Source organism: Mesorhizobium sp. M0778 (assembly GCF_040320105.1).
GTDB lineage: Bacteria > Pseudomonadota > Alphaproteobacteria > Rhizobiales > Rhizobiaceae > Mesorhizobium.
Map to the genome: position 1 here is coordinate 143,115 of NZ_JAMYPA010000003.1, position 17,397 is coordinate 160,511.

The 17,397-nt window shown below is 63.5% G+C and carries 14 protein-coding genes and 1 pseudogene; 7 read left to right on the plus strand and 8 right to left on the minus strand.

The window, feature by feature from the left end:
- Window position 1: 1 nt before the first annotated feature.
- From NKI22_RS06255 to NKI22_RS06285, 7 genes are all read right to left on the minus strand, one after another.
- Window positions 2-1,564, minus strand: coding sequence for an FGGY-family carbohydrate kinase (locus NKI22_RS06255; protein ID WP_023716728.1), 1,563 nt, complete (start codon window positions 1,562-1,564; stop codon window positions 2-4).
- The gene (locus NKI22_RS06260) at window positions 1,564-2,688 is read right to left on the minus strand and encodes an ABC transporter ATP-binding protein (protein WP_023716727.1); all 1,125 of its coding nucleotides are present in this window, start codon (window positions 2,686-2,688) and stop codon (window positions 1,564-1,566) included. Before NKI22_RS06260 ends, NKI22_RS06255 begins: the two co-directional genes overlap by 1 nt.
- On the minus strand, window positions 2,685-3,803 hold the full coding sequence (locus tag NKI22_RS06265; protein ID WP_023716726.1) for an ABC transporter ATP-binding protein: 1,119 nt from the start codon (window positions 3,801-3,803) through the stop codon (window positions 2,685-2,687). The genes NKI22_RS06260 and NKI22_RS06265 overlap by 4 nt, the downstream gene beginning before the upstream one ends.
- Window positions 3,804-3,807: 4 nt before the next feature.
- Complete coding sequence (locus NKI22_RS06270; RefSeq protein ID WP_023676025.1) at window positions 3,808-4,665, minus strand: carbohydrate ABC transporter permease; 858 nt, start codon at window positions 4,663-4,665, stop codon at window positions 3,808-3,810.
- 9 nt (window positions 4,666-4,674) lie between these two features.
- Entirely contained in the window at window positions 4,675-5,598 is a 924-nt protein-coding gene (locus NKI22_RS06275) for a carbohydrate ABC transporter permease (protein WP_023716724.1), read from the minus strand.
- Between the two features lie 153 nt (window positions 5,599-5,751).
- Complete coding sequence (locus tag NKI22_RS06280; RefSeq protein ID WP_023716723.1) at window positions 5,752-7,197, minus strand: ABC transporter substrate-binding protein; 1,446 nt, start codon at window positions 7,195-7,197, stop codon at window positions 5,752-5,754.
- 44 nt (window positions 7,198-7,241) lie between these two features.
- Window positions 7,242-8,216, minus strand: a complete 975-nt coding sequence (locus NKI22_RS06285; RefSeq protein ID WP_023716722.1) for a sugar-binding transcriptional regulator — start codon at window positions 8,214-8,216, stop codon at window positions 7,242-7,244.
- A gap of 227 nt (window positions 8,217-8,443) precedes the next feature.
- Between NKI22_RS06285 and NKI22_RS06290 the strand changes: the two genes are divergently transcribed.
- From NKI22_RS06290 to NKI22_RS06325, 7 genes and pseudogenes are all read left to right on the plus strand, one after another.
- Window positions 8,444-9,487, plus strand: coding sequence for a LacI family DNA-binding transcriptional regulator (locus NKI22_RS06290; RefSeq protein ID WP_023716721.1), 1,044 nt, complete (start codon window positions 8,444-8,446; stop codon window positions 9,485-9,487).
- A gap of 38 nt (window positions 9,488-9,525) precedes the next feature.
- Window positions 9,526-10,794: an ABC transporter substrate-binding protein gene (locus tag NKI22_RS06295; RefSeq protein ID WP_031193325.1), complete on the plus strand. Its 1,269-nt coding sequence runs from the start codon at window positions 9,526-9,528 to the stop codon at window positions 10,792-10,794.
- A gap of 76 nt (window positions 10,795-10,870) precedes the next feature.
- Window positions 10,871-11,716, plus strand: coding sequence for a carbohydrate ABC transporter permease (locus NKI22_RS06300; protein WP_023716719.1), 846 nt, complete (start codon window positions 10,871-10,873; stop codon window positions 11,714-11,716).
- The gene (locus tag NKI22_RS06305; RefSeq protein WP_023716718.1) at window positions 11,713-12,552 is read left to right on the plus strand and encodes a carbohydrate ABC transporter permease; all 840 of its coding nucleotides are present in this window, start codon (window positions 11,713-11,715) and stop codon (window positions 12,550-12,552) included. Before NKI22_RS06300 ends, NKI22_RS06305 begins: the two co-directional genes overlap by 4 nt.
- Window positions 12,553-12,573: 21 nt before the next feature.
- A pseudogene (locus NKI22_RS31430) lies at window positions 12,574-13,615 on the plus strand (ABC transporter ATP-binding protein).
- Between the two features lie 37 nt (window positions 13,616-13,652).
- Window positions 13,653-14,933: an amylo-alpha-1,6-glucosidase gene (locus NKI22_RS06320; protein ID WP_352958299.1), complete on the plus strand. Its 1,281-nt coding sequence runs from the start codon at window positions 13,653-13,655 to the stop codon at window positions 14,931-14,933.
- 83 nt (window positions 14,934-15,016) lie between these two features.
- The gene (locus tag NKI22_RS06325; RefSeq protein WP_352715813.1) at window positions 15,017-16,432 is read left to right on the plus strand and encodes an FAD-binding oxidoreductase; all 1,416 of its coding nucleotides are present in this window, start codon (window positions 15,017-15,019) and stop codon (window positions 16,430-16,432) included.
- Window positions 16,433-16,467: 35 nt separating this feature from the next.
- On the opposite strand, the gene NKI22_RS06330 is transcribed toward NKI22_RS06325, so the two are convergent.
- A complete protein-coding gene (locus NKI22_RS06330; RefSeq protein WP_023716714.1) occupies window positions 16,468-17,397 on the minus strand; it encodes a pseudouridine-5'-phosphate glycosidase in 930 nt (309 codons plus the stop codon).

Sequence of the window (17,397 nt, forward strand, 5' to 3'; positions counted from 1 at the left end):
CTCAATTCACGTCAGTTTGTCTGGATGCGGCCAGCGAACGCCAGACCGGCCGCAGCGCCTCATGCGCCAATGTGTAGGACGGAACAATCGCCTCGTAGGCAGCGGCAAGTTTTCGGTCGCTAGGTTCGGCCGCACGGAGCAAAGGCGTGACCCATTCACTGACGCAATCGTCCATTGATGCGTACTGGCCGACGCAGACCGCAGCAATCATCGCAGCGCCCGCAGCACCGGCCTCCTCGCGCTCGCTGGTGCGAATGTCGGCGCCGACCGCAGCACCCAGGATCTTGCGCAGAGCCGGGCTCCTGGCCGCTCCACCAGTCAGGCGGATTTCCTCGGGCAGCGGCCCCATGGCGGCGTAGCAATCGCGTGCCGCGAAAGCCAGCCCTTCGAACACCGCACGAACCATGTCGGCATAGCCGTGCCTGGACGAAATGCCGACGAAACCGGCCCTGGCATTGGCATCGACGAACGGGCCGCGCTCGCCCGCCTCGGAGACATAGGGCTGGTAGAGCAGCGAGCCTGGCTCGGACGACGATATCCACTGGTCGACCAGCGCGATCATCTCGCCATTGGTCCGCGTGATACCTTGCGAGGCGAGAATGCCGGACGCGAGGCCGAGGACCCAGTCGATGTTGAGCGTTGCCGCCATGTTCGACTGCATCTGCGCAAAGACGCCCGGTGCCGGCATGGTCATCGTGTAGCCGGTTGCAGCTTCGTTGAGCAGAACCTCGTCCGGCGTCTCGGCAAGCCGCATATGCATTCCGGTGGAGCCGATTATCGAGCATCCCGGCTTGCGCTCGCGATCGAACAGGCCGGCGCCGAGCGCCGTGCAGGCGACATCGACATAGGCCAGAACGACCGGCGTGCCGGCAAGCAGGCCGGTCGCATCGGCTGCTGTCGCCGACAGTGCGGTGCTTTGCCTGGTGCCATCGACGATGGGCGGCAGCAGATGCCTGAGATCGGTGACGCCGAGCACCTCAAGAACATCGTCGCAATAGCTGCGCGTGCGGAAGTCGCCGAAGGTGAAGGTGCCTTCGGACGGGTCGGTGGCGCGTTGGCCGGTCAACTTGAAATAAAGCCAGTCCTTGCAGTGGAACGCCGTCGCTGCATTGGCAAGCATCGCGGGCATGTGCCGCTTCATGAAGACGAATTGCGACCCCTGCTGGCAGGCAGCGAGCCCGCTGCCGGTCTTTTCGAAGCGCAGCCGGTCTTCGGGCCGCGCGCGGATCTCCTCGACGACGGCGGCAGCGCGCGCGTCGAGCCACAGCCAGCCCTTGGCCACCGGCTCGCCATCCTTGTCGATCAGCCAGGTGCCGTCGCCCTGCCCGGTCACGGCGATGGCAATGGTCCGGCTGGCGAGATCCGGCACCTTGTCGGCCAGTTGGCGCAAGGTCGTCGCGGTATCGGCCCAGGTGCGGACTAGGTCCTGCTCGGCGCCGCCACCCGGCAGTGTCTCGTATCTGTTCGGCAGCGCGGCTGCCGCGATCTGCCTGCCCGCCGTGTCGAAGGCGACGGATTTGATAACAGACGTGCCGGCGTCGATGCCGATCAGCACATCCCGCATCAGGCAAGCTCCGTGCCGTGCGAAATGGCGTCGCCGCTCGCCTGATCGAAGACGTGCAGGTTTTTTGGATCGATGCTGACCTTGATAGGCGCCCCGAGTTCCAGGCGAGTCCGGTCATGTTCGACCAGAACCAGCGAGCCGCCGGCGAAGTCGGCGGCGATATGGGTCTGGTCGCCGAGCCATTGATTGGCCGAAACCGTGGCCGGCACACCGTCCTTGGAGCGGCGGACGGCATAGGGCCTGACACCGATGACGACGCGTTGCCGGTTGAGCAATTCATCGCGAACTGGGCCGCTGAACGCGTCCTTGTCGTAGTCGAGCGAAAGCCCGTCGGGCAGCTTGAGACTGATCTTGTCGGCAGCCGTGCCGACATAGGCCTCGAAGACATTCATCGGCGGCTCGCCGACGAAGGTGCCGGTGAACAGGTTTGCCGGCCGTTCCTTGAGCCTGTCAGGCGTATCGAACTGCTGCAGCACGCCGCCCTCCATGACGGCGATGCGATCGGCCAGCGCATTGGCCTCGGTCTGGTCGTGCGTGACCAGGATCGCGGTCAGGCCACGCTCCTTGATGAAATGCTTGATGCGGCCGCGCAGCACGGCGCGAAGCTGCGGCTCGAGCTGGCCCATCGGCTCGTCCAGCAGATGCAGGTCGGCCTCGCGGATCAGCGCCCGGCCGAGGCTGGCGCGCTGCTGCTGGCCACCGGAGATCGAGCTCGGATAGCGCTCGAGAATGTCCTCGATCTCGAGCAGCTTGGCGATGTTGGCAACCTTTGCATCGACCGCACTCTTCGCCAGCCTGGCCGCCTTGAGGGCGAAGGCCATGTTCTCGCGCACGGTCAGGGGCGGATAGAGCGAATAGCCCTCGAAGGCCATTGCGACGTTGCGCCTGACCGGCGGCAACGTGTGCACCTTGCGGCCGGCAACCGCGATGGTGCCACGCGAGACCTCTTCGAAGCCTGCGATCATACGCAATGTCGAGGTCTTGCCGCAACCGGACGAGCCGAGCAGCGCCACGATCTCGCCCTTGGCGATTTCCATCGTCAGGTTCTTGACCGCATGCACACCGCGGTCGATCGGACCGTAGAACTTGTCGACGCCTGAGAGGGTGATTGCGCTTGGGCTCATGCCGCTTCTCCACTGCGCAAATTGACGACGTTTTTCGAGCCAATGCGCTCGCCGCTCGCGCGATCGAACAGCAGGGCGCTTTTGCTGTCGACGGCTATATGCGCCCTGCCCTCGGATTGGCCAGGTGTCCCGGACGGACGCGAGACCAAGATTTCACGGCCGCGCACGGTTCGCGCCAGGGTGACGATCTTCTCGTTGAGCGGCGTCTCAGCCTCGACCGTCACCGGGATGGCGCCGGGCGTGCCTTCATCAACAAACGCCAGAGCCTCCGGCCGCAGGCCGATCACGCAATCACGGCCGACCGCCGCCTCATGCGCGCCGGCAAGATGGACCTGGACGTTGGACAGGCCGACATAGATGCCCTTGGCGTCCCGCGACGGCTTGACGTCCAGAAGGTTGATGGTCGGGTCGCCGAACAGCCGGGCAATCTCGACATTGGCCGGCTCGCGATAGATCTGCTCGGGCGTGCCGAGCTGTTTGACGACGCCTTGCGACATCACCGCGATGCGGTCGCCGAGCGCCATCGCTTCCTTGTAGTCTTGGGTGACGTAGATGACGGTCGCGCCACGATCGGCGAGCAGCCTTGGCAGCTCGAGGCGCATTTCGAAGCGCAATTTGGCATCGACGTTGCGCAAGGGATCATCGAGCAGCAGCAGCGGCGGCGAGCCGACCAACGCGCGGGCAAGCGCGGTGCGTTGCTTCTGGCCGTTGGACAGCGCCCGCGGCTTGTGGCTGAGCACATGGCCGATTTTCAACAGCTTAGCGACGCTCTCGACGCCGGTCTTTATCGTGCCCTGCGATGAGTGCTTCGCCTGCAGAGGCGTGGCTATGTTGTCGAACGCCGTCATATGCGGGAACAGCGCGAAGTTCTGGAATGCCATGCCGACGCCGCGGAACTCGGCGTCGAGATCGGTCATGTCCTCGCCGCCGATGAGGATCTTTCCCTCGTCGGGGTCGATGACCCCGGCCACCAGCCGCAACAGCACCGTCTTGCCGGCGCCGGACGGTCCGAACAGGACCAGCGTTTCGCCGTCGGCGACGGTCAGCGACAGATTGTCGAGAACGGTCTGGCTTTTATAGCGCTTGACGATGTTTCGCAGTTCGAGGCTTGCCATCGGACTATCCTTTCACCGCGCCAAGCGACAGGCCTTCGACCAGATAGCGTTGCGCATAGAGAGCGAGCGCCAGGGTCGGCGTGATCGACAGCACGATCGCCGCCGAAATCTGGCCATACTGGATGCCGGAGGACGTGATGAAGGCGAGCGCGCCGACCGTCACCGGCTGCTTGTCGGCCGAGGCGAGCACCAGCGCAAAAACGAAATTGTTCCAGGCAAAGATAAAGGCGAGCAGGCCGGCAGCGGCAATGCCTGGGCCGGCGAGCGGCAGCGCGATCTTGCGGAAGGTAGCAAACCAGGAATGTCCGGCAATGCGGTAGGCGTATTCGATGTCGGCCGGTATATCCTCGAAATAGCCGCGCACGATCCACAGGATCAGCGGCAGGCAGATCAGCTGGTAGACCCAGATCAGCCCGATATAGGTATTGGCCAGCCCGAGCTTCTGGAAATAGAGGGTGAGCGGCAAAAGCACCAGCAGCGCCGGCGCGAAACGGAACGACAGCAGCGTGAAGGCAATGTCCTCCGAGCCGCGAAACTTATGCCGCGCAAACGCATAGGCGGCCGGCACGCCGAGCAGCAACGCGACGGCAACCGAGGTGACCGACAGGAAGACGGAATTCCAGAGATTGCGCATGAAGGCGATGTCGAGCGTGCCGGCCGCCGTCATCAGCTTGCCGGTGATCAAGGCGGTGTAGTTGGCGAGCGTCGGCTCGAAGACAAGCTGTGGCGGAATCCGCAGGATTGTCTCGTTGGTCTGGAATGACATCATCAGGATCCAGACGATCGGGAACATGAAGAAGATCACGACCAGCGCCAGGGCTATGCCGCGCAGGATGCGTTCGAGAAGGGAGGTATGTTCCATGCCAGCCTCCTATGCCTGGCCGCGGGCGCGTTCGCGCAGCCGCAGCCAGTTCTTGATGAAGATGTTCGAGAGGAAATAGGTGATCGCCCACAGGATGATCATCAGCGCCGCCGAGCGGCCGACATTGGTCGACTGGAAGAAGTTGAGATAGGCCTCGACCTGGAACACGGTCAGCGTGTCGCCCGGACCACCCTGGGTCATGGCGTAGATGATGTCGAACTGCTGGATGGAATCGAGCAGGCGGAACAATGTCGCCGTCAGGATATAGGGGGTTAGCATCGGCAGGGTGATGCGGAAGAACACGAAGCTGCGCGGCACGCCGTCAAGTGCTGCCGCCTCGAAGGGCTGCGTCGGCAGGCTGCGCAGACCGGCAAGCAGCAGGATCATGATGAAGGGCGTGTAGACCCAGATGTCGACAAGCACGACGGTGAGCAGTGCCGTCGAGGGCGACGAGGCCCAGCGGAAATCCTGCAGCCCGATCAGGCTGGCGAGATAGCTGAGCACGCCAAAGCCGGGATTGGTCATCAGCTTCCACATCAGCGCGGCGAGCGCTGGCGCCGTCATCAGCGGCATCAACAGCATGATCGAGATGAAGTTGTTCAGCGTCGAGCGCTTTTGCAGCAGCATGGCGATGCCGAGACCGAGAAGCAACTCGAGCACGACGGTGATGCCGGCGTAGAGCAGCGACACCTGCAGCGTGTTCCAGAACTTCGGGTCGGTGAAGAACGAGATATAGTTGTCGCCCCAGTTGAATTGCCGCGCCCAAGGCTGGCTCAATCGGTAGCGCTGGAAAGAATAGACCACCGATGTGAAGAACGGGATCAGGATGCCGATGCAGACCAGCAAGGCCGGCAAGCTAAGGAGATAGGGCAGCACCCGCTTGCTGATCCTGAAGCCCGACGGCCTGTTTCTTTGTATTGTCGCCGCAGTCATCTGCTGCTCCGTCATTCTGTTGCTTCGCCGTCCCGGCCGCCCAAGGGAGCAAGGCGGCCGGTCGGGCGAGCAGGCGGTACCGCTCGGCACCGCGTCGCAAACGTATCACATCTCAAAGGCTGACCCGCGGACGGGCCAGCCTTGGCCGCGGCTTTAGCCGAGCCCGGCTTCCTTGAGCTGGCTGTTGATGCTCTCGGCCAACTTGTCGAGGCCTTCGTCGACCGGCACTTCCTTGGCCACCATCTTCTGCAGCGTCGCCGCCCATTCGGTGGTGAGATCGAAGAACAGCGGCTGCGGTGTGAACTTGATGCTGGCGCCCGGCGCCGAGACGTCGAACATCTCGACGTAGCCCGGATAGCTCTTGTTCAGCTTCTCGCGGAACATCTCGTCGTTCCAGACCGACTGACGAACCGGATTGACGAAGTCCATCTTGGTCGCACCGAACAATGCATGCTCGGGTCCGGATGCCCATTGCATGAAGTACCAAGTGGCGTCCTTGTCCTTCGAGAAGTTGGACATCGACAGCGACCAGATCCAGATATTGGGCGTCGGCGCCTTGGCGGCCGGGTTGGCCTTGAACGCGGAAAAGGCGAGCTTGCCGGCCATCTTGTTGTCGCCGCCATTCATGAAATAGCCGAGGATATCGGCGTCGAAAATCATCGCCGACGCACCTGCACCGAGATCGGTGCCGACCTGATACCAGGTGTAGGTCGACCAGTCCTTGGGGCCGCTCTCCTGGATCATCTGCACCCACTGCTTGTGGAAAGCCTTGGATTCGGCGGTGCTCATCGCGGCCGACAGCTTGCCGTCAGCCGAGACGTTCAGGTCCTTCTGGTCGAAATTAGCGTAAGCCGACAGGAAGCCCGGGTGGATCGTTGCCCAGGAGCGCGAGCCGCGCACGCCGATGCCGTAGACGCCGCCACCAACATCCTTGGTAAGCTTCGCCGCCGTAGCGACCATTTCATCCATATTGCCGGGAACGCTGACGCCGACCTTGTCGAACATGCCCTTGTTGTAGGTGATGTTGTTCTGCTCGAAGCCCCACGGAATGCACCATTGCTTGGCGTCTTCCGAACCGAGCGCGCCGCCCGGCTGGCCGTTCCAGGCGCAAGAATTCTTGACGCCGGGCAGGAAGTCGTCCCAGGCATATTTCGGGTTGGTCTTGGCCGGATCCTTGATCCATTCGTTGAGATCGGTGATCCAGCCGGCCGGGCCGTAGGTCCAGGTCATGTAGGCGCCGGTCATGAAGGCATCGTATTCGGGCGAGCTGGCCGACAGCGCGGCGGTAACCTTGTCGAAATAGACGTCTTCGGGGAACACGTCATAGACGACTTCCATGCCGGTCAGCTTCTTGAAGTTGTCGAGGTTGGCAATCATCGCATCGGCGTACGGATGCTTGTTGAGCAGCAGCTTGATGGTCTTGCCCTTATGCGCCTGCCAGTCGAAATCAGCTGCCAGGGCGCGGGTCTGCCCGAAATTGAGCAGTGTACCGGCGGTGCTGGCGGCAAGGCCCATTGCACCGAGGCCCTTGATCAGCCCACGGCGGCCGACTTGTCCACGCAGGAACGCGTCGATGAGGTCTTTCTCTTTCTCATGCATTTCTCTTCTCCTCCACAGGGTAGTTTCAACGAAATGGTTGCCGGCTACCCGACCGGCGTCTGTTCCACGAGCGATCGCGCCGTCCGCTCGTCGGTTATCAGGCCTTTGAGATAGCGGCCCTCCAGCACTGACTTGATGGCGCGAACCTTCACCTTGCCGCCGGCGACGGCGACAATCCTGCGGTTGCTGATGTCTTCGCGCGCCAGTGCCAGCGCCCGGTCGGAAAGCGTCGTCGCGACGGCCTTTCCGGCATCGTCGAAGAAATGGCCGAGCAGTTCGCCGACGCCGCCGTTGCGGCGGATCTCCTCCATCTCGCCCTTTTCGATCATGCCGGTGGCGACAAGCGAGGCCTCACGCTCGGCGGTGCCAATGCCGGCAATGAGCAAGTCGGCGGTCTTGGCGAGGTCGAAGACATCGCTGACGCCCTTCTGCCCGAGCAGCACCGTTCGATCCTCGACCGTGTTGGCGAACATCGGCACCGGCATCACATAGGCCTCCGCGCCGGTCCGTTCGGCGACGCGGTGGATGACGTCATGCGGATTGGCGGAGAACTTGCGCGTCAGGCCGCCAAGCAGCGAAACGAAACGGATCCTGCCGGCCGATATGCGCGGCAGATATTCGACGCAGGCGGCAAGCGTGCGGCCGTGGCCGACGCCTATCAGCGCCTCCTCGCCGCGTTCGATCTCGCGCTTGAGAAACTGCGCGCCGGCAATGCCGAGCGCCTTGAGCGGCAGGTCTTCGGCATCGAAGTCCGGGACCACCTCGCAATAGTCGAGGCCGTAACGGCCGGATAACTCGTCCTCGAGTTCCACGCATTCTGAGACTTCGCCATCGATATAGACTTTGACCAGGCCCTCCTGATTGGCCTTGGTGATGAGGCGGTGCGCCTTGAGGCTGGTCAGGCCGAGCCGCTTGGCGACTTCCGACTGGGTCAGGCCGCCGGCATAGTGAAGCCAGGCAGCGCGGGCTGCCATCCCGGTCTCATCGTCGCGCAGCAGGCCGTTGCCAAAACCAACCATTTCCGCCCTTTGATATTTTTATCAGTTGCTGTAAAATTTTTCACAAGGCGCCGTCCGAGTCAAGCAACCGCTGCGTTTAAATCTCCGTCCGGAAGCTTGCCGGCCCGGGGCCGAACAGGGCCGCGCGAACCAACGGGCAAGAAGCAACACCGATCGCTCGCATTTAAAACGTTTGCAATTTCGCTTGGACTGATTACAAACGTTTCAAACTTCGTTCGAGAGGAACGATGCCGGGCCGCGTTACCACCCTCAAGGAACTAGCCGCACAGCTCGGCCTGTCGATCACCACCGTTTCGCGCGCCCTTGCCGGCCACGAGCAGATCGCATTGAAAACGCGCCAACGTGTCACCGAGGCCGCGCGCCAGGCCGGCTATGTGCCGAACACGGCAGCCCGCACGCTAGTCTCCGGCCGCAGCGGTTTTGTCGGCATGGTGCTGCCGATCCGTGGCCCCAATCTGGTCGATTCCTTCCTCGGCGAATTCGTCACCGGGCTCGGCGAAGGGTTGGTTTCGCACGGCTCCGACCTGATCCTGGCCGCAGCGGCGCAGGGCCAGTCGGAACTTTCCGTGCTTCGCCATGTTGTCGAATCCGGACGCGCCGATGGGGTCGTCGTCACCCGCATCGCCGAGGTCGACGAGCGGCTTGCCTACCTGCGTCAACGCAATTTTCCGTTCGTCGCGCATGGCCGGCTGCTCGACGGTGACTTTGCCTATCATTGGCTCGATACCGATGGCGCGCACGCATTCGGCGAGGCCTTCGACATGCTCTACGATCTCGGACACCGCCATTTCGGCCTGGTGACGATTTCCGAGCCGATGACGTTTCGCCATCTCAGGCAGGATGGGCTCGCTGCCGCGATCGCCCGCCGAGGCGATCCGTCGGTCAGGCTCGATGTGGCGACGGCACCGCGGTTCGATCGCGGTGCCCGCATCCAGGCAATCAACCGGCTGCTGCACGCCACCGAGCGGCCGACAGCCATTGTCGCGCTGTTCGACGAGCTGGCGCTGACGGTGATGGAAGAGGCTGCCCGAGCCGGCCTTGCCATTCCTCGCGACCTTTCGGTGATCGGCTTCGACAACATAGCCGCCTCAGCCTATGCGCCGCCGGGGCTAACCACTTTCGACGCCTCGATCCGCCAGTGCGCGCGCGAGATCGGCGAGATGCTGCTGACCGTCATCGGCAACAGGCCGGACGCGCCACTGACGCGGCTGGTCCGGCCGACACTTGTCTCGCGGGCAAGCCATGGCCCGGCACCCACAAGACAGAACTGACGCCCGCTTCGCGGCGCAACCCAGGGAGGAAGATGACGATGAATGCTTTGCGGATATTGGCCGGCGCCGTGCTGGCGCTGTCGCTCGCTGCCGGTGCAGCGCAAGCCCAGCAGGTGTTGTTCTGGTCGACACAGGCGCGACCTGTGGAAGAGACGCAAAAAATGCGCGGCGAGGTGCTGAAGGGGTTTGATGGCCAGGTCGACTATCAGGTCGCCGAGGACGGGCCTTGGCTCACCCGCCTTCAGGCCGAACTGCAGGCCGGCTCCGGCACCATAGGCGTGCTCGGCGGCCTGCACGGAGACTTCTCCACCGTCGGCGCGGACCTTGTCGATCTCTCTGGCGTCGATCTCGGTGGCGTCAAGGTCAACGAGACCTATAAGAAGCTCGGCATGCTCGGCACCGGCGAGCAGAAGTACCTGCCATGGATGCAGGCCACCTTTCTGATGGCGGCCAGCAAGCAGGCGCTGCAATATCTGCCGGCCGGCACCGATCTCAACACCATCACTTATGACCAACTGATCGAGTGGGCGAAAAACATCGCTGAAAAGACCGGTTCGCCCAAATTCGGTTTTCCGGCCGGCCCGAAAGGGCTGAAGCACCGTTTCTTCGAGGGTTTTCTCCTTCCATCGTATACCGGCTCGATGGTGACCAAGTTCCGCTCGGCGGAGGCCGAGACGGCGTGGAACAAGTTCAAGGAATTGTGGCAATACACCAACCCGAATTCGACCAACTATGCCTTCATGCAGGAGCCGCTGTTGACCGGCGAAGTCTGGGTGGCATTCGATCACGTGGCGCGCCTCGCCGACGCCTTCAACCAGAAACCCGATGACTTCGTCGCCTTCCCGGCGCCGGCCGGCCCGGCAGGCCGCGGCTACATGCCGGTGGTCGCCGGCGTCGCTATCCCGAAGACCTCGCCCGACATGGACAAGGCCAAGGCACTGGTCGCCTATATGCTGAAACCGGAAACCCAGATCGCGACGCTCAAGGCGACAAACTTCTTCCCCATCGTCGACGTCAAGCTGCCCGACGACATGCCGGCCTCGGTGAAGGCCTTCAGCCCAGTGATCGCCACCATGACCGGAGCCCCGGATGCGCTGCCGGCGCTGCTGCCGATGGGACTTGGCGGCCTCGGCGGCAAGTTCAATCAGATCTACACCGACAGCTTCGAGCGCATCGTGCTCGGCGGCGAGGATGTGCACGGCGTGCTCGACGAACAGGCGACGGCGCTGAAGGCGATCATCGACCAGGCGAAAGCGCCGTGCTGGGCGCCCGACAAACCATCGCAAGGCGCCTGTCCCGTCGATTAAGAATCCTCCCCGGGCGTCCGGATTTCCAGCGCGCCGGGCGCCCACCCCTTTTGAAGCTTCGAATAGAGAGAGCTCCATGCACGGCAAGGCCCTGCCCTATCTGCTGCTGACGCCGGCGACGCTGTTCCTTTGCGTCTTCTTCCTCTATCCGTTTGCGCTGGTCGCCTTCGAGGCGTTCACCCGCGACGGCGGCTTTACGCTCGACAATTTCCGCACCATGACCAGCAGCTGGAAATTTCCGGTCACGGTTCGCAACACGCTGCTTCTCAGCGCCGTCGTCGTGCCCATCCAGCTGGTCATGGCGCTGCTGATGGCAACGATGGTGTCGCGACTTGCGGCCGGGCGCAGCGCCGCGCTTTATATCTTCGCTATTCCGCTCGGCATCTCCGATCTCGCCGCTGGGCTGATCTGGCTCGCCATCTTCGACCAGTCCGGCTTCCTCAACACCTTGCTCTCCAATCTCGGCGTCATCGACAGGCCGGTCATGTTCCTCGGCTACCAGAGCAAGCTGACGATCTTCATCGCCGTGGCGCTGGCCGAGATCTGGCGTGCGACCGCCATCATGATGGTCATTCTGGTCGCCGGCATGGGGCTCATCCCCCGGGAATATTACGAGGCGGCGGAGGTTTTTGGCGCTAGTCCGTGGAAGCGCTTCATCAAGATCACGCTGCCTCTGCTGCGCCCCAGCCTGCAGACGGCGATCATCCTGCGCGTCATCCTTGCCTTTGAGGTCTTTGCGGTGGTTGCAGCACTCGGCGGCACCAATCTGCCGGTGCTGATGGGCGAGACCTACAATTGGCAGTTCACGCTGCAGGACCGCAATGTCGCCGCCGCCATGGCGCTGTTCATCCTCGCCATATCGATCGGTTTCACGCTGTTCTTCCTGCGGGTGCTGCGTGTGCCGAAGGAGGCGCGGATATGAGCACGGTGGAGCTGTCGATCGCCGCGCCTGAGGCCCGCAAAGCCGGCAACTGGTTGCTGGTCGCCACCGTCATCCTGCTTTGCATCTGGGTGCTGCTGCCGATCTATCTGTTGATCGTCAACGCGCTGTCGTCGCCGGAAGAGGTGACCGCCTTTCCCAAGCGCTTCTTCCCGTCATTCGATTTCGGCAGCCTTTCTTTCTTCATCAATTTCGCCGGCGTCGCCAGGGCGCTGTGGAACTCCGTTCTCGTCGCCACGCTGACGATGCTCCTCTCGATCGGCTTCGGCGCACCCGCGGGCTACGCGCTGTCGCGCTTCGAATTCCCGGGCAAGGAAACGTTCCGTTTCCTCGTGCTGATGACCCGCGCCTTCCCACTGCCGCTGCTGGCGCTACCGCTGGCGGTGATGTTCATCCGCACCGGCCTCGACGACACCGCGATCGGGCTGGCGCTGGTCCACACCACGCTGGCGCTGCCATTCGCGGTGCTGATCACGTTCTCGCTCTTCTCCGGCATTCCAGTCGAGCTGGAGGAAGCGGCCTGGACGCTCGGCTGCACGAGATTGCAGGCATTCCGAAAAATCATTCTACCGCTGGCGCTGCCGGGCATCGCGGCGTCGGCGGTATTTGCCTTCACCATCTCCTGGAACGAAGTGTTTGCCGCCGCCGTGCTCACCATCGAGAACCGGACGCTGACCGCCTTCCTGCTGCAGAGCCTTGGCGAATCGCCGCTCTACCTCAAATTCGCCGGTGGCGCGGCACTGGTCATCCCGGCGCTGATCTTCATCTTCACCGTTCGCAAATATCTGTTCGCCATGTGGGGGATCGCCAACCGATGACGCGCACAAAAGAGAACGCCGATGGCTGAGATCGCCATCAAGCAGGTCGCAAAACGTTTCGGTGGCTTCACCGCGCTGCATTCGATCGACCTGACCATCGCCGACCAGGAATTCATGGTGCTGCTTGGCGCCTCGGGTTGCGGCAAGACCACGCTGCTGAGGATCGTCGCCGGGCTGGAAACGCCAAGCCAGGGCGAGGTCTGGATCGGCGGCCGTCGCGTCGACCATCTGCCGCCGCGCGAACGCGGCATCGCCATGGTGTTCCAGAATTACGCCGTGTTTCCGCACCTGACCGTGTTCGAGAACATCGCCTTCGGCCTGCGCATGAAGAAGCTGCCGCAGCAGGAGGTCGAGGGGCGCGTCAACCGCACCGCGGAGCTCATGCACATCGAGCAGCTTTTGAAGCGCTATTCGGGCCAGCTTTCCGGCGGCCAGCGCCAGCGCGTGGCAGTCGCTCGGGCACTTGCGATGGAGCCGGACGTGATCCTGATGGACGAGCCGCTGTCGAACCTCGATGCGCTGCTGCGGCTCGAAATGCGCGCCGAGCTCAAGGGCGTGCTCGCCGCGTCCAAGACCACCACCATCTATGTCACTCACGATCAGGTCGAGGCGATGAGCCTCGCCGACCGCATCGCCGTCATGCATCAGGGCCATATCGTCCAGGCCGCCTCGCCGGTAGAGGTCTATCGCAATCCGGCCGCACGCTTCGTCGGCTCCTTCATCGGCCAACCCGCCGATGAATTTCATCCTGGCGACGAAGGCGGCAGACGGCAGCTGGACCGTCGCCGGGCTGACGCTGCCCGGCCCCAAATCGGACAAGCAGACGATAGAATTCGCCATTCGCCCCGAGGATGTCGACACCGGCACCGAAGGGCTGCACGCCACCGTGCGCGTTGTCGAGCCGCTCGGACCGCACACGCTGGTCACCTGCGATGTCGAGGGCGGCCTGTTCCGCGCCATCCTCGAATCGAATGCCACGGTCGCCGTCGGCGATCACCTGCGGCTCTTGCCCAAACCCGACCGCATCCGCTGGTTCGACCCCGAAACCACCAACGCGCTTTGATCCAAACGCCCTTCGATCCTGAAAGTACGACCGCCCCATGATATCTCTTGCTGTCGACGAAACCATCGCCCGCGCCGTAGAGGTGCTCAGGGAAAACGACCAAGGCACCTACACCATACCGACCAAGGGCCTCTACCCGTTCCAGTGGAACTGGGATTCCTGCCTGACCGCGCTCGGTCTTGCCCACTACGATGAGGCTCGAGCCTGGACCGAGATCGACACGCTGTTCGCCCACCAGTGGCCGGACGGCATGGTACCGCACATCGTCTTCCATGTCTGGAGCGACGGCTATTTCCCGGGACCGGAGGTCTGGCGGACGGACCGCCCGACCGCCAGCTCGGGCATCACCCAGCCGGCGGTCGCCGGCTTTGCCGTGCGCCGCTTGTTTGACCAGGCCAAGGACAAGACGCTGGCGGCCGAGCGTGCCCGGGTGTTGCTGCCGAAAATCGATGCCTGGCACCGCTGGTTCTACGAAAACCGCGACCCGAACGGCGAAGGGCTGGTCGCCATAATCCACCCATGGGAGTCCGGTCGCGACAACTCGATCGACTGGGACGAGGCGTTTGAGCACGTGCCGACCGAAGGCGTCGAGCCCTACACCCGCCGCGACATCCTGCACGCCGATCCGGCGCATCGTCCAACCAAGGCACAGTATGACCGCTATATCTGGCTGCTGCAGCATTTCCGCGGGCTTGGCTGGGATAATGCCAGGCTGCACGATGCCTCGCCGTTCCAGGTCGTCGATCCCGGCTTCAATGCCATTCTGATCCGTTCCGCCGCCGATCTTGCCGATCTCGCCGAGGCACTTGGCGAAACCGAAATCGCAAAAGCCAACCGCGCCCGTGCCGAAAACGGGCTTTCGACGATGGAACGGCTGTGGAGCGACACACATAGCCAGTACATTTGTTTCGACCGAGTGGCCGGAAAGCACGTTGACAGCGCGTCGGTCGGCGGCATTCTGCCGGTGTTTTCGGCTATTCCGGAAAGCCGGGCAGCGGCCATCGCCGCAACGATCGAGCGCATCGCCGGCAAAGCGCGTTACATCGTCCCCTCGCACGATCCTGGCGATGCGCGCTTCGACGCCAAGCGCTACTGGCGCGGCCCGGTCTGGCTGGTGGTCAACTACATGATCGCTAATGGCCTTGCCGCCGCCGGCCACAGCCAAATCGCACAACGGATCACCCAGTCCAGTCTCGACCTGATCGCCGAGAGCGGCTTTGCCGAATATTACGATCCCCTCAGCGGCGAGCCGCTCGGCGGTAACCGTTTCACCTGGACCGCGGCAATGGTGATCGAGTTTTTGAAGGGTCGAGGCTGAAGGCCGGCCACGACTGGCAGTCCCGCGTGGGTTTGACAAACAGCAGTCCGTGTCTATCGTCCTGCCTGTTACAGGAGCGGCGCATGACGACACCATCCGTGAGCGCTCTGTCCCCACTGACCGGCGAACTCCTGTCGCGGCTGGAGAAGCGGCTGGACCGGTCGGCGATCGTTTCGGCCGATGAGGCCGGGCCGCGTTACAGGGAAGACCCCGACGGCAAAGCCGGCGTATCGCCGGAGTTCGTGCTGCGTCCACGTAGGGCCGGCGAGGTGTCGGACATACTTCGCCTGTGCAACGAGGCCGGACAGAGGCTTGTCATCCAGGGTGGCCGGACCGGGCTCGCCGGCGGCGCTCGCGTCCAACCCGGCGAAGCGGTGCTGTCGCTGGAGTGTATGACTTCCGTTGAAGCCCTCGACCGTGAAGCGGCAACCATCATCGCCGAGGCCGGCGCGCCGCTGCAAACGGTGCAGGAAGCCGCCGATGCGGCCGGCTTACTGTTCGGCGTCGACATCGGAGCGCGCGGCGCGGCGACCGTCGGCGGTAATGTCGCCACCAATGCCGGCGGCATCCGCGTGCTGCGCTACGGCATGTACCGGGCGCAGGTGCTTGGCCTGGAAGCGGTGCTTGCCGACGGCGGCATCCTGACCTCGCTCAAGGGTTTGGCGAAGGACAATTCCGGCTATGACCTCAGCCAATTGTTCATCGGCAGTGAGGGCACGCTCGGCGTGGTCACCCGCGCATGCCTGCGGCTGCACCCGAAGCCGGCCACCGAGATCAACGCCTTCTGCGCGCTTGCTTCGCTCGACGCTGCAATCGCGCTGCTGGCGCTGCTCAGGCAGAAACTCGGGCCCTCGCTCTCGGCCTATGAGGTGAATTTCGCCCCGCTCTATGGCGCCATGATCGCCGGCATGGACGCGCCGGCGCCGCTGCCCGCGGGCTCGCCCGTCTATGTGCTTGCCGAGATACAGGGCAGCGAGCCCGACCGCGACGGCGAACGCTTTGCCGCGACGCTGATGCAGGCGGTCGAGGAGGGCGTGATCGACGACGTGGTCGTCTCGCAATCGCCGCGCGAATTCCGGGCGCTCTGGGCGGTGCGGGAGGAGGCCAACCGTTTCCTGTTTTCGATGGCAGGCCTGATTGGCGTCGATATCAGCATCCCACTGGCGAGAATGGCGACTTTCCTGGACGAAACAGAAGCAGCCATCAAGGCCGTCGACCCCGGCGCCGACATCTACGTCTTCGGCCATCTCGGCGATGGCAATCTGCATTACCAGATCCGCACGGTGGATCCGGCAGCCGCATACGGCACCGTCTACCGCGGTGTGGCCGCCGCCGGCGGCGGCGTTTCGGCCGAACATGGCATTGGCCTTGACAAGAAGGAGTGGCTGCATCTGGTGCGCAGCGATGCAGAGATTGCGGCCATGCGGCGCCTGAAAGCAGCCTTCGACCCGAACAACATCCTCAATGCCGGGCGCATCTTCGACCTTGCGACGGGCTGAAATCGAAGGCCGGTAGCGCTGGCCGGGTGCTGCCTCTATCTGGTCACGCCCTTCAATTTCGCATGCACCACCGCGATGCGGGCGGCGAGCGCGGCGTTGTTGCGGACCAGCGCGATGTTGGCCTTCAGGCTGCGGCCTTGCGAAAGCTCGTTGATGCGGGCGAGCAGAAACGGCGTCAGTTCCTTGCGCCCGATGCCGCGCTGCTCCGCTTCGGCTACCGCCGCTGCGATCGTGCCGTCGATGAATGCCGGATCGAGCGCGTCCGCTTCGGGGATAGGGTTGGCGACGAGAATGCCGGTGCCGGATTCCATCTCGTCATGCAGCAGCATGGCTCGCGCGATCTCGTCGGGGGTATCGAGGCGATGATCGGCCTTGAGCCCGCTGGAGCGGGTGTAGAAAGCCGGAAAATCATCACTCCCATAGGCGATCACCGGCACACGCTGGGTTTCCAGATATTCCAGCGTCTTCGCAATATCGAGGATCGACTTGACTCCGGCGCAGACGACAGTCGTGCCGGTTTGGCCGAGTTCGGTCAGGTCGGCCGAGATGTCGAAAGTCGCTTCGGCGCCGCGATGCACGCCGCCGACGCCGCCGGTCGCAAAAATGCCGATGCCGGCGAGTGCCGCGATCCGCATCGTCGCCGAGACGGTGGTTCCGGCCGAGCCGCCGTGCACCATGATGGCGGCGAGATCGCGCCCGGAAGCCTTGACCACGCCCTTTGCCGCTGCCAGCTCTTCCAGTTCACGGTCGTCGAGGCCAACCTTGATCTTGCCGGCGACCACCGCGATCGTGGCGGGCACAGCGCCGTTTTCACGCACCACGGTCTCGACACCACGAGCAGTCTCCAGATTGGCCGGATAGGGCATGCCGTGGGTGATGATCGTCGATTCCAGCGCCACCACCGCGCGGCCTTCATCAAGCGCAGCAGCGACTTCATCGTTCAAGTGGACAAGGGAAGGTTTCAT